Source organism: Knoellia altitudinis (genome assembly GCF_042666355.1).
GTDB lineage: Bacteria > Actinomycetota > Actinomycetes > Actinomycetales > Dermatophilaceae > Knoellia > Knoellia altitudinis.
On the sequence record NZ_JBHTDK010000002.1, the window covers coordinates 531044 to 543428 of the forward strand.

Annotated in this window: 12 protein-coding genes; 6 read left to right on the forward strand and 6 right to left on the reverse strand. The window is 70.2% G+C overall.

Translation table 11 applies throughout. The features are described from left to right. Positions 1–26 precede the first annotated feature (26 nt). On the reverse strand, positions 27–890 hold the full coding sequence (locus tag ACFQW8_RS17320; RefSeq protein ID WP_380089528.1) for an LLM class flavin-dependent oxidoreductase: 864 nt from the start codon (positions 888–890) through the stop codon (positions 27–29). 51 nt (positions 891–941) lie between these two features. Here ACFQW8_RS17320 and ACFQW8_RS17325 point away from each other — a divergent pair, with 51 nt between their 5' ends. Further along, positions 942–1409, forward strand: a complete 468-nt coding sequence (locus tag ACFQW8_RS17325; RefSeq protein WP_380089530.1) for a hypothetical protein — start codon at positions 942–944, stop codon at positions 1407–1409. On the opposite strand, the gene pssA is transcribed toward ACFQW8_RS17325, so the two are convergent. Next, on the reverse strand, positions 1396–2343 hold the full coding sequence (pssA, locus tag ACFQW8_RS17330; RefSeq protein WP_380089532.1) for a CDP-diacylglycerol--serine O-phosphatidyltransferase: 948 nt from the start codon (positions 2341–2343) through the stop codon (positions 1396–1398). The two genes, ACFQW8_RS17325 and pssA, sit on opposite strands and share 14 nt — an antisense overlap. Continuing rightward, on the reverse strand, positions 2340–3008 hold the full coding sequence (locus ACFQW8_RS17335) for a phosphatidylserine decarboxylase (RefSeq protein ID WP_380089534.1): 669 nt from the start codon (positions 3006–3008) through the stop codon (positions 2340–2342). The genes pssA and ACFQW8_RS17335 overlap by 4 nt, the downstream gene beginning before the upstream one ends. A gap of 34 nt (positions 3009–3042) precedes the next feature. Here ACFQW8_RS17335 and ACFQW8_RS17340 point away from each other — a divergent pair, with 34 nt between their 5' ends. Together ACFQW8_RS17340 and ACFQW8_RS17345 are read left to right on the forward strand one after the other, a co-directional pair. Further along, positions 3043–3756, forward strand: coding sequence for an ABC transporter ATP-binding protein (locus ACFQW8_RS17340; protein WP_380089536.1), 714 nt, complete (start codon positions 3043–3045; stop codon positions 3754–3756). Continuing rightward, complete coding sequence (locus ACFQW8_RS17345; RefSeq protein WP_380089538.1) at positions 3753–4538, forward strand: ABC transporter permease; 786 nt, start codon at positions 3753–3755, stop codon at positions 4536–4538. Before ACFQW8_RS17340 ends, ACFQW8_RS17345 begins: the two co-directional genes overlap by 4 nt. A 74-nt stretch (positions 4539–4612) precedes the next feature. Here ACFQW8_RS17345 and ACFQW8_RS17350 read toward each other — a convergent pair whose 3' ends face one another. Beyond that, positions 4613–6061, reverse strand: coding sequence for a M28 family peptidase (locus tag ACFQW8_RS17350; protein ID WP_380089539.1), 1449 nt, complete (start codon positions 6059–6061; stop codon positions 4613–4615). Between the two features lie 75 nt (positions 6062–6136). Continuing rightward, positions 6137–8194, reverse strand: a complete 2058-nt coding sequence (locus ACFQW8_RS17355) for a M4 family metallopeptidase (RefSeq protein ID WP_380089541.1) — start codon at positions 8192–8194, stop codon at positions 6137–6139. A gap of 345 nt (positions 8195–8539) precedes the next feature. On the opposite strand from ACFQW8_RS17355, the gene ACFQW8_RS17360 reads away from it, so the two are divergent. Genes ACFQW8_RS17360 through ACFQW8_RS17370 form a run of 3 tightly spaced genes read left to right on the forward strand, consistent with a single transcriptional unit; the run spans position 8540 to position 11376 of the window. After that, positions 8540–9427 (forward strand): COX15/CtaA family protein, encoded by an 888-nt coding sequence (locus tag ACFQW8_RS17360; RefSeq protein WP_380089542.1) that lies wholly within the window; start codon positions 8540–8542, stop codon positions 9425–9427. 36 nt (positions 9428–9463) lie between these two features. Continuing rightward, positions 9464–10063, forward strand: a complete 600-nt coding sequence (locus ACFQW8_RS17365; protein ID WP_380089543.1) for an ArsR/SmtB family transcription factor — start codon at positions 9464–9466, stop codon at positions 10061–10063. Beyond that, a complete protein-coding gene (locus ACFQW8_RS17370; RefSeq protein WP_380089545.1) occupies positions 10060–11376 on the forward strand; it encodes an MFS transporter in 1317 nt (438 codons plus the stop codon). The genes ACFQW8_RS17365 and ACFQW8_RS17370 overlap by 4 nt, the downstream gene beginning before the upstream one ends. Here ACFQW8_RS17370 and ACFQW8_RS17375 read toward each other — a convergent pair. After that, positions 11313–12221: a heme o synthase gene (locus ACFQW8_RS17375; protein WP_380089815.1), complete on the reverse strand. Its 909-nt coding sequence runs from the start codon at positions 12219–12221 to the stop codon at positions 11313–11315. The genes ACFQW8_RS17370 and ACFQW8_RS17375 overlap by 64 nt on opposite strands. Between the last annotated feature and the right edge of the window lie 164 nt (positions 12222–12385).

Here is a 12385-nt window from a genome sequence, read left to right on the forward strand (position 1 = left end):
GGACCCCATGCCGTCACCTCGTCCTCTCAGGGGCCGGCCACGATCCGCTCGTGCATGGCGGCGAGGTTCCACTCGCCCTTGTCCGGGTCACCGTAGCGCCACGGGTGGATGGCCTCGACCCACCAGGTGGCCCCGGCATCCGCGTGCTCGGCGAACCGCTCCGTGCGGCCCGGGTCCGTGGGGTCGCTCTCGCCGGGCACGGCCACGTCGAAGTGCGAGTCCGTCGTTCCACGCAGGGAGCGCATCCGCTGGGCCACGGCAGCGGTGTCCGCCACCGACCACGAGCCGTCCACGCGCATGGGCACGACGCCGTCCCAGCGAGCCGCCCGGGTGAAGGGTCGGGTGCCCGGCCACGAGCCACCGACCCAGACCGGTATCCGGGGTTGCTGCAGCGGCGGCGGGTGGCAGAGGCCGGACCAGTCCGGACCCGCCACGGTGTAGAAGCGCCCCTCGTGCCGGACGGGTTGCCCGGTCCACAGTCGGCTCAGCAGGTCGAGGTGCTCGTCCAGCATGTCGCCGCGCAGGACCGGGTCCGCCTCCTCGCCGCAGAAGTCCCACTCGAAGGGGCCCGAGCCGGTGCCCACCCCCAGCACCAGCCGGCCACCGCTCAACCGGTCCAACGTCACGCTCTGGCGTGCGACCACCAGCGGCCGGCGGCGGGGCAAGGGGGTGACCAGCGTCCCGAGCCGGATCGAGCGAGTCGCGCACGCCGCGGCTGTGAGGGCGATGAACGGGTCGATCGTGTCGACGGGACCATCGGTGAAGGCGAACAGGTGGTCCCAGAGGAAGAAGCCGTCCCACCCCGCGTCCTCGGCGTCCCGGGCCCAAACCGCCACCATGGCGGCGTCCAGACCTGCGCCGAAGCACGGCACCGAGAGACCATGGCGCATGGTCCGACCCTAGCCGCGGACCAGGGCCGGCGCGCGTGCTCTGCTGGAGGGATGGAGAACCTGGTGCTGTCCGACGACCTGATCCCGGAGGCGCGGCGGACGCGGGACACCTTCGCCGTGGCCCTCACGTCGGCGGGCGTTCCGGGTGAGCTCGTGCTCACCGGCGGCCTCAGTGTGCCCGGAGCCCTCACCAAGGGGGACGTCGACCTGCACCTGCGGGTCGAACCCCATGACTTCGGCGACGTCGTCGCCCGGCTCGAGCTGGCCTACCCCGTGGCGAGTCCCCACTCGTGGGCGGCGACCCTGGCCGTCTTCGACGTCCCCGGCACCCGGGCCACCGGCCTCGCCGTCACTCCACGGGGGTCCGAGCACGACCTGCGCTTCAGCCGCACCTGGTGGCGCCTCCGCCACGAGCCGGTGCTGCTGGAGCAGTACAACGCCCTGAAGGTGGCAGCCACTGGGGCAGCGGACTACGAGGAGGCCAAGTCGCGCTTCTTCTCCTCGATCAGCGGGGCGTGACCTTCCGTCGGGGCCCGCCGTCGTCGTCCTGGTGCGCATCGTCATCGTCGTCGTCGTCCGTGTCCGGAAGGAAGACCGATGGCAGCCGCTCGCGCCGGGGGGCGACCGAGTCCGGACCGAGGAGCCGTTCGCGCAGCGGTGCCGTGACCACACCGAGGGGTGCCTGGAGGATGTAGCCGTAGGCCAGCACGAGGCCGGTCAGGCCTGGCTCCACGACCAGGCCGACGACGATGGCCACCGCTGCGAGCACCGTCGTGATCCACGCGTTCCGCCCGTGGGGTGCGAGGAGGTTGCGGAAGGACCGGAACCGGATCGAGGTCACCATGAGCACGGCCGGGACGCAGCTGACGATGACCGGCACGATGAGGGAGGCGTCGTATCCCCCCGCCTTCGGCTGGTTGAGGGCGAAGATCGTCGCCATGATGACCGCGGCCGCGGCAGGGCTGGGCAGGCCGACGAAGTAGCGCTTGTCCGCGGTCGGGTCGACCGTCACGTTGAACCGAGCGAGGCGGAAGGCCGCGCAGCCGAGCCAGAAGAACGCGGCCAGCCACGAGAGCACGGGATAGTCGGGCAGGGCCCAGGTGTGCACGAGGATGGCCGGCGCGAAGCCGAAGGCGATGAGGTCGGCGAGCGAGTCCATCTGCAGACCGAACGGTGAGGTCGCCCCGACGAGCCGGGCCACCCCTCCGTCGGCGATGTCCATGATGATCGACACGGCGATGAGCACGGCTGCCCAGGTGAACTCGCCGCGGAAGGCGAGCAGGACCGACGACAGTCCGCTCATGAGGTTGACGATGGTGAAGAGCGTCGGTGCCGTGACCCGCAGCCGTTCGCGCTTGCTCAGCTGGCGCAGCGAGACGACCTCTGCCCCGCTGGGCGAGATCAGCCGCCAGCGGTCGAAGCGGCGCCGCCGCCCGTCCGGGTCGTTGCTCACGCGGTCACGTCCGAGGACGGCCAGCGGGCGATGACGGTCTCGCCGGCCACGACGCGCTGCCCGGTGCGGACGAGCAGGTCGACCTCCGGAGGCACGAAGACGTCCATCCGCGAGCCGAACTTCATCAGGCCGATGCGCTGGCCGGTGGCGAGCTCGTCGCCCACGGAGACGCGGGTGACGACCCGTCGGGCCATGAGCCCCACGATCTGACGGAAGTGGACGACACGGGTCGCTCCGTCGACCTCGCGTTCGATGACGAGGTCGGTGCGCTCGTTGCGGTGCGCGCTCTCGTGCTTGTATGCCGCAAGCCACCTGCCCGGACGGTAGGTCACCTCTCGCAGCCGCCCGCCGTAGGGCGCCCGGTTGATGTGGACGTCGAAGGCCGACAGGAAGATGCTCACCTGCTGCCACTCCCCCTCGGGTGCCACACCGTCCTGGCCGGGACCGGCAAACATCACCTTGCCGTCCGCGGGCGAGACCACCGTGTCGGCATCGAACCCCCCGTGCTCGGGCCGGCGGTCCGGGTCCCGGAAGAAGAGCGCGACCCCGACCGGGGCGACGGCGAGCGCGAGCGCCAGACCACGTCGTCCCGCCAGGGCGGCGACGAGCGCGGGCAGGGCGGCGACGGCGGTGGCCGGTGCGGCCTCGCGGTCGATGGTGGGCATGGTGCTCCTTGGGTCGAGTGCACCCCAGCCTAGGATGTGCGCCGTGCCCGCAGTCGAAGTCGTCGCCCTCCATCGCGACCTCGGCGACGTCCGCGCCGTCGATGGGGCCTCCTGGTCCGCGGAGCAGGGCCACGTCACGACCGTCCTCGGACCCAACGGCGCCGGCAAGACGACGACGATGGAGTGCCTCGAGGGCCTGCAACGCCCCACGTCCGGCACCGCCCGGGTCCTCGACACCGATCCTTGGCGCGCCCCGGCACAGCACCGTGCCCGGATCGGCGTCATGCTCCAGGACGGTGGGCTCCCGGTGACGACGACGGCGCGGCGCCTGCTCCGGCACGTGGCCCGGCTGCACCAGAACCCCGCCGACGTGGCCGCGCTGCTGACCCGTCTCGACCTGGACCGCGTAGCGGACCGCTCGATCCGACGCCTCTCCGGCGGTGAGCGCCAACGGGTCGCCCTCGTCGCGGCCCTCGTCGGCAGACCCGAGGTCGCCTTCCTCGACGAGCCCACGGCGGGCCTGGACCCACACGCCCGCCTCGAGGTCTGGGACCTCATCTCGGAGACAGCCCGCGAGTCGGCTGTCGTCGTCACGACCCATTCCTTCGAGGAGGCCGAGCGCCTTGCCGACCACGTCGTCATCATGAGCGCCGGCCGGGTCGTCGCCGAGGGTTCGCTGGACCAGGTGTGCGACGGACGTCCTCTGGAGGAGCGCTACTTCGCCCTCACGGCGGGGGCACGTCGATGAGCACGCCGAACGGCACGCCGTCGGGAGGGCCGACGACCGGAGCAGCGCCCGCCCCGACCTCGCAGCGATGGCTCGCCCAGGCCCGCTTCGAGACCGCGACCATCCTCGGGCACGGCGAGCAGCTGCTCGTCGCACTCGTCCTCCCCGCACTGGCCCTCGTCGCCCTCGCACTCACGCAGGTGCCCGACCTCGGACCGGGGCGGCGCATCGATCTCGCCACCGCCGGAGTGTTCGCCCTCGCCGTGGTGTCGACGGCGTTCACCGGACAGGCCATCGCCACCGGCTTCGACCGGAGACACGGCGTCCTGCGCTTCCTCGGCGCCAGCCCCCTCGGGCGTGAGGGGCTGCTCGCCGGCAAGCTGGCCGCTGTCGGCATCGTCATCGCCGTGCAGCTTGTCGTCCTCGGTGGCATCGCGGCGGCCCTCGGTTGGCGACCCGATGCCTCCGGCGTCGCGCCAGCTCTCGTCACGATCGCCCTGGGCGCCGCGGCGTTCCTGGCGCTGGGTCTGCTCCTGGCCGGCACCGTGCGGGCCGAGGGGGTCCTTGCCCTCGCCAACCTCGCGTGGGTCCTGCTCCTGGGACTGGGCGTGCTCCTGCCGACGGACCGGCTCCCGGACGCCCTCGGCGGCCTTGCCCGGCTCCTGCCCTCGGGCGCGCTGGGCGACGGTCTGAGGTCGGCCCTCGTCGAGGGGCACTGGCCCCTGGCTCAGTCGCTCGTGCTGGTCGTCTGGGCGGTGGTGGCCGGTGCGGCTGCCGCCCGCTGGTTCCACTGGTCCGACTAGCCGGGGGGCCAGGTGGACCGAAGACGATGGGCCGGCACCCGGAGGCGTGCCGGCCCATCGCCGTTCGTGGAACCTCAGCTCGTGGCGAGCGAGGTGTCGTCGACGACGAACGACGTCTGCAGCGAGGAGTCCTCGCTCATGACGTACTTCACCGTGACCGTCTTGCCCTTGTATGCCGTGAGGCTGAAGGACTTCTGGCTGTAGGTCGCGTTGGCGCCGACGTTGGAGTAGGTCGCGAGGGTGGAGGTCGTCGAGCCGTCGACCACCTGCACCTTCACCGTGTCGTAGGCCGTGGACCCGGACTCAGCCGTGTCGGTCCGCAACCAGAACGACAGCGTCGCCGCCGTCACCGTCGACGGGATCGCGACGCTCTGCTGGATCGTCTCGGTCGAGGTCGACCCGTTGCCACCCAGCCACGCCTTCCAGCTGCCCGTGCGGGCCGGACGACCGGTGTTGTTGGTGATCGGGCCGGAGGTCCCGGTCCAGCTCACCGCACCCGACTCGAAGCCCGGGTTCTTGAGCAGGTTGCCCCCCGTGGGTGGCGTCGTCGTGCCGTAGTCCTTGGCGGCATACAGCCACAGCATGTGACCGATGACGTCGACACCACGGTCGAGCGCGGTCAGGTTGATGTTGTTGATGTTGTCGCACGAGGAGTGGTAGCAGGGGTCGAACGCGCGGCCGGCCGTGCCACCCCACTTCGACGCCTGGCTGCTCGACTTCAGGGTCTCCGCGCCGCTGAAGATGCCGGCCGTCGCGATGCCGTACGACCGGAAGGCCGCATGGTCGCTGCGACCCTGCACGTCGATGTACTCCCACGGGATGCCCTTGGAGGCGTACCAGCTCGTGAGCTCGTCACGGGCGGCGTTGCCCACGGGGTTGTCGTTGTAGACGAAGTAGCCGGGGTTGGGCGAGCCGATCATGTCGAAGTTCAGGTAGACCCTGATCTTGTTCTTCTCGGTGCTCGACAGGCTGTTCATGTAGAACTTCGAGCCCAGCAGGCCGAGCTCCTCGGCCCCCCAGAACCCGATGCGAAGGCGGCTCTTCGCGCTCTGTCCGCTCGCGGCATACGCAAGGGCGGCCTCGAGCACCCCGGCGCTGCCGGAACCGTTGTCGTTGATTCCCGCGCCGTTGGAGACGGAGTCGAGGTGTCCTCCGAGCATGACGACGTTGTTGGCGTCGCCGGCCGGCCATTCGGCGATGAGGTTGGACGTCATGCCGGCCGAGGTGCTGAAGTTCTGCACCGTCGTCGTGTAGCCGGCGGCGTCGAGCTTGCCCTTCAGGTAGCTGATCGAGGCGGCGTAGCCGGGGCGTCCGGTGTAGCGGTTGCCGCCGTTCGCCGTGGCGATCGACTGCAGCTGGTTCAGGTGCGCCTGGGTGTTGGTGACCGAGATGTCGGGGCTGGCCGCGACGGCCGTGGGGGCTGCCGGCCGAGCCTGGGTGGCCGGGGCCGCCGCCACGAGCGAGGCCGTGGCGAGCGAGGCGATGACCACCGGGGCGAGAAGCTGTCGGATGGGTGGGGTCATGGAAGTTCTCCTTGTCAGTGCAGCGAAGGAGCCGGGTCGGCGCTCGTGGGGAGCGCCGACCCGGCTCGAGCTCGACTAGCTGGTGGCGAGTGCCGTGTCGTCGACGACGAACGACGTCTGCAGCGAGGAGTCCTCGTTCATGAGGTACTTCACCGTGACCGTCTTGCCCTTGTATGCCGTGAGGTTGAACGACTTCTGGGTGTAGGTCGCGTTCGTCCCCACGTTGGTGTACGTGGCCAGGGTCGTGGTGCTCGCACCGTCGACGACCTGGACCCGCATGCTGTCGTAGGCCGTGGAGCCGGACTCAGCGGTGTCGGTGCGCAGCCAGAACGACAGCGTCGCCGCCGTCACCGTCGACGGGATCGCGACGCTCTGCTGGATCGTCTCGGTCGAGGTCGACCCGTTGCCACCCAGCCACGCCTTCCAGCTGCCCGTGCGGGCCGGACGACCGGTGTTGTTGGTGATCGGGCCGGAGGTTCCGGTCCAGCTCACCGCACCGGACTCGAAGCCCGGGTTCTGGAGCAGGTTGCCACCGGTGGGCGGCGGGGTGGTGGTGCCGTCACACTTCTCGGTGCCGACCGGGACCGCGATCGCGTTGAAGGCCGCCTCGACGGACTTGCACGTCTGGCTCGTCGCTCCGTAGAGCTCCTTGGCGGAGGCGATCGCACCGTTGCGGGCGGCGGCATACGTGCTGCCGGAGGTGAGCTTGGTCGACAGGGTCCGGTACCAGACCTTCTCGACGTTGGTGCGACCCGCGCCGGTGACGGCGGGAGCGCCGCCACAGGTCGGGCTGTCGTAGCTGACGCCGTTGATGGTCTTGGCACCCGAGCCCTCGGCGGCCATGTAGAACCAGTGGTTCAGGGCCCCGGAGGAGTAGTGCGGGTCGAGGTTCTTGGTGTTGGTGGACCAGCAGTCCGGGCTCTGACCGTCCCTGCTCGGCTTGTCCATGTAGCGCAGGGGGGTGCCGTTGCCACGGATGTTGATCTTCTCGCCGATGAGGTAGTCGCCGACGTCGGTCGTGTTGTTGGCGTGGAACTCCACGGCTGCACCGAAGATGTCGGAGGAGGCCTCGTTGAGCCCGCCGGCGTCGCCGCTGTAGTTGAGGTTGGCCGTGTTCTCGGTGACCCCGTGGCTCATCTCGTGGGCCGCCACGTCGATGGACGTGAGCGGGCGGGCGTTGTTGGCGCCGTCGCCGTAGGTCATCTGGGTGCCGTCCCAGAAGGCGTTGGCGTAGGCGTTGCCGTAGTGGACGCGGCTGCGTGCACCGCGGCCGTCGTTCCAGATGCCAGCTCGGCCCTGGACGGAGTTGAAGTAAGCGTAGGTCTTCTCCGCGCCGTACTGCGCGTCGACTCCGGCGGTCTGACGGCTCGTCGTCGACCCGTTGCCCCAGACGTTGTCGGCGTCGGTGAACTGGGTGCCCGTGCCGGACGTCGCGCCGTTGAGGTCGGTCGTGAAGTTCCCGATCGAGTCCTTGAGGAGCCACTGCGTGCCCGACTGGATCGAGTTGAGCGTGACCTGACCGGAGTACTGCGAGTTGCCGGTGCCGTGCTTGACCTCGTCCCAGGAGTGGACGATCGCGCCGCTCTCCGCGTCGACGAGCGTGTGGAGGCGGGACGGGGTCTGGTCGGCCTTGATCCCCTCGGTGACGACCTCCCAGGCGAGGCGAGGTGAGGCGCCACCCGCCCAGACGACGAGCTCGCTGTCCTCGGCCTTGGCCGTGGCCGACCTGCGGGCGTTCTGCATGGCGACCGACGAGGCCTCGGCGGCGCTCTTCCTCGGGGTCGTCGAGGCGACTGCGGCCTTGCCGGATGCGTTGAAGTGGACGTCCTTCTTGGCGCCGCTCCTGGACTTCTCGAGGACGAGGTCGCCCCCGATGACCCGCAGGCCCTTGAAGGTACGGTCGTAGCGGATGTGCTGCGTGCCGTCCTTGTCGGTCACGACGGACGTCGCGACGAGCTTCTCGTCAGCGGACAGGCCGAGCGCCTTGTGGTCGCCCGCCGGGTCGGCCTGGGCAGCGGAGCTCCCTGTGGTGTCCGCGGGAACGGCGTTCGCGGAAGGAAGGCCCATGGTGAGGGCGAGAGGGAGGGCCAGGGCGGCGGTGACCACCATGGCACCGGTGGATCGTCGAGTCACGTCGTACCTCTTCTGGTTCGGACCGCACGGGATGACGGGCGGCCACGGGTTTGAGAGCGTCGTCCCCCTCCGGGCGGCTCGGGTGGGCCACGGGCTACGGCGCGCTCCGAACCCAACCGCTGGGTTGACGTGCGCGTCAACGAAACTGACCAAGCCTTTGCCAAACCCGGACCTTGTCCACTCCCCTGCACACCATCGGTCAAGAACGGGTCAGGGAATGGTCAAGAGGGGCAACGGGACCTACACTCCCGCTGTCCTGGACCCCGGGGGGCGGTCGGGCTCGCTCGCACCCCCGGCCGGAGCCGGGCGTCGGGCACCAGTGCCTCCTCCCATACCCTGCATGGGGTGAGCACGCCGTTCCCCCAGAGCTACCACCGAATCCTCCTGGCCAACCTCGTGGCTCAGGTGGCCATCATCGTCACGGGCGGTCTCGTCCGCCTGACCGGCAGCGGGCTGGGTTGCCCGACGTGGCCCGAGTGCGTCCCGGGCTCCTACGTTCCCGTCCGGGAGCAGGCCGAGGGCATCCACAAGGTCATCGAGTTCGGCAACCGCACGCTCACCGGTCTCGTCGGACTCATCGCGATCCTCGCCGTGGTCGTCGTGTGGCGATGGGCGCCGGTGCGGCGCCTCAAGGTCGCGGCTGCAGCGGTGCTGGTCGGCGTCGTCGTCCAGGCTGTCCTCGGCGGTGTCACGGTGCTCACCGAGCTTCATCCCGTGACGGTCGCGGCCCATTTCCTCGTGTCCGCAGGGCTGGTGGCCACCGCGGCATACCTGTGGTTCGCCCGGCACGAGACCGACGGCCCACCAGTCCTGCTCGTCCCCGCCCTCGTGCGCCGCGTCGCCTGGCTCACCACGGCCGTCGCGGCCGTCGTGCTCACCCTCGGCACGGTCGTCACCGGGTCGGGCCCGCACTCCGGAGATGCCGACGCGCCAGCACGGTTCGGGTTCGACCCGCGCACCATCTCGTGGCTGCACGCCGACGCCGTCATGCTCTTCATCGGCCTCGTCGTCGCGGTCTGGCTGGCGACCCGGCTCTCCTCCGCGCCGGTGTCGGTCGGTGCGGCCTGGCGGGGCGTGCTGGTGGTGACGCTGGCGCAGGGGGCGATCGGCTACGTCCAGTACCTCACCGACCTGCCCGAGGTCCTCGTCCTGGCGCACATGCTCGGCGCGGCCACCCTCGTCGTGGCCCTGGCCAACGGCCTCGTCTCGCTCCGGAAGATTGCACAAGACTAGTTGCACAAGAGTGCTTGTGGGTCTAGCGTCGGTCGTGTGACGAGACCCACGAACCCCGATGGCCGGTCCCCCGACGGCGTCCGCACGATCACCGATGCCAAGGCCCTGTCGGCGATGGCCAACGCGTTCCGTTCGCGGATGATGGACGCCCTCAAGGTCGACGGGCCATCCACGGCCTCGGCGCTGGCTGCCCGCACGGGTCAGGCCGTCGGCTCGGCGAGCCACCACCTCAAGGTGCTGAGCGAGGCCGGCCTCGTCGAGGAGGCCCCCGAGCTCGCCAAGGACCGGCGAGAGCGCTGGTGGCGCCTCGTCGACCCGGGCACCCGGTGGTCCCGCGCGGACTTCGCATCGGACACGGCGGCCGTCTCGGCTGCGTATGCCGCCGAGGCGCTCACCGTGCAGCGTCAGTTCGAGCGCGTCCAGGAGTGGAACGCCAACGCGGCGACGGTGCCCGAGTGGGACGACGCCGCCTTCGCGACCCAGAACTGGATGCGCCTCACGCCCGCAGAGCTGCGTGAGGTCGCCGAGGAGCTCGTGGAGGTGCTCGTGAGGTGGAGCCAGCGGGAGCTCCCCGACGACGGCGCAGAGCGCGAGCCGGTCTTCGTGTTCTCGCGCGGATTCCCGGCGCAGCCGTGACCACCACCAGCGAGCTGGACGCGCTCCCGCCGTCGCTCGTCGGCAACCGCAACTTCCGGCTGCTGTGGGCCGGCGAGGGGATCAGCGTCCTCGGCTCGATGACGACCACCGTGATCTTCCCGTTGATCGCCGTGACCGAGTTCGGTGCCGGCCCCTTCTGGATGGGCATCCTGGCCGGAGCCATCTGGCTCCCGTGGCTCGTGCTCGGCCTCGTCGCGGGAGCCTGGGTGGACCGCTCCGACCCCCGCCGCGTCATGATGGCCGCCGACCTCGTCGGTGCCCTGGCCGTCGCCAGTGTTCCGCTCGCGTGGGCCATGGACCTGCTCACCCTCCCCCACCTGGTGGTGACCGCGCTGGCACTGGGCTGCTGCACCGTCTTCTTCCGGACGGCCTACACGGCGTTCGTCCCGCGGGTGGTCGCGAGCCCCGACCTGGAGCGCGCAAATGCGCGCATCTACGGGACCGAGTCGGCGATGCAGGTCGGCGGTCCCGGGCTGGGCGGGGTTCTCGTGCAGCTCTTCTCGGCCGCGTATGCCGTGGTGATCGACGTCGTGAGCTTCCTTGCCTCGTGGGTGTGCCTGGCGCGCATGCGCCCCCAGGAGCTCGGTCCGGCGCCCGACCTGCCGGACCGACAACCGATGGTCCGACAGATCCGCGAGGGCATCTCGATCGTGGCCCGTGACCCCTACCTCAGGTTCTTCTCCATCCAGGGCGGGCTGAGCAACTTCGCGCTCACGGGGTTCTGGGCGCTCATGGTCCTGTTCATGGTGCGCGACCTGGAGCTCGAGCCGGGAGCCGTCGGCGTCGTCATGGCGCTCGGGTCGATCGGCGGCCTCCTGGGCGCGACCCTGGCGGCCCGCACCACGGCCTGGCTCGGCAACGCCGGGGCACTGAGATGGCTGCAGGTCCTCGGCGGTCCCGTCGCCGTCATCGAGGGCCTCGCCTTCCCGGGTGTCGGCGTGGTGCTGCTGCCGTTGGGTGCGTTCTTCGTCGGTATCGGTGTGGTCGGCGCCAACGTCGTGAGGTCGTCGTTCCGCGTGCGCTACACCCCACCCGAGCTCCTCGGCCGCACCACTGCCACCTCGGCCGTCCTCAACTTCGGGACGATGCCGCTCGCGGGGCTGGTGGCAGGCGGGCTCGGCACGTGGATCGGGGTGCGCGAGACGATCCTCGTCATGGCCGCGCTCCACGCCGTCGTGTCGCTGTCCGTCTTCGTCGGCCCCTACCGGACCGGCCGTGACCTGCCGGATCAGCCGATGGCGAGGTGGGCCAGCGGGTCGATCGCGACGGCGAGGAAGAGCAGCGTCACGTAGGTGATCGAGAAGTGGAAGAGGCGCATGGGCTTGAGCACCTTGGTGGCCGCCCCCTGCTTGGCGAGGTGGAGGAGCCGGTGCGCCTCGCCGATGAACACGGCACCGCTGACGACGGCGGCGGCGAGATAGATCCAGCCCATGTCGGCCACGGGCACGAGCGCCAGGGACACCGCGACCATGACCCAGCTGTACGCCACGATCTGCCGGGCCACCGCCAGCGCGCCGCGCTCGACCGGGAGCATCGGGACGTGGGCGTTGGCGTAGTCGTCCCTGAAGGCCATGGACAGCGGCCAGTAGTGCGGTGGCGTCCAGAAGAAGATGACGAGGAAGAGGATGACGGCCGGCCACCCCACCGAACCGGTCACCGCGGACCAGCCGATGAGGGTCGGCATGCACCCGGCGACGCCACCCCAGACGATGTTCTGCGAGGTCCGTCGCTTGAGGATCATCGTGTAGAGCACGGCATACAGGACGATCGCTGCCAACGACAGCAGGGCCGAGGCGACGTTGACGAACACGACGAACCACGCTGTCGACAGAGCAGTGAGCGCGACGCCGAAGAGCAGTCCCGCCCTCGGGGTGATCTCACCCGTCACCATCGGCCGGTTCTTCGTGCGGTCCATGAGGGCGTCGATGTCGCGGTCATAGACACAGTTGAACGTGTTGGCTGCGCCGGCACTCAAGCTGCCGCCGATGAGCGTCGCGAACACGAGCCAGAGGTTGGGGACCCCGCGCTCCGCGAGGAACATCACCGGAACCGTTGTCACGAGCAGCAGCTCGATGATGCGCGGCTTCGTCAGGGCGATGTAGTTGCCCAGCGATCGCTTCCAGCCAGTCGCCGGCATGGCCGGCGAGGCGGTGCTGATCGGGGCGGTTGCCACGGCGTCCTTCGGGGTAGTTCGCGGTGCGGTGGGGCGATGAAGTCAACGTGAGTCTAACCGGGACGGACGCCGTCGCTCCCACCGGCAGGCTGCGGTCTAGGCTGGGAATCAATGGTTTGACCTGCATC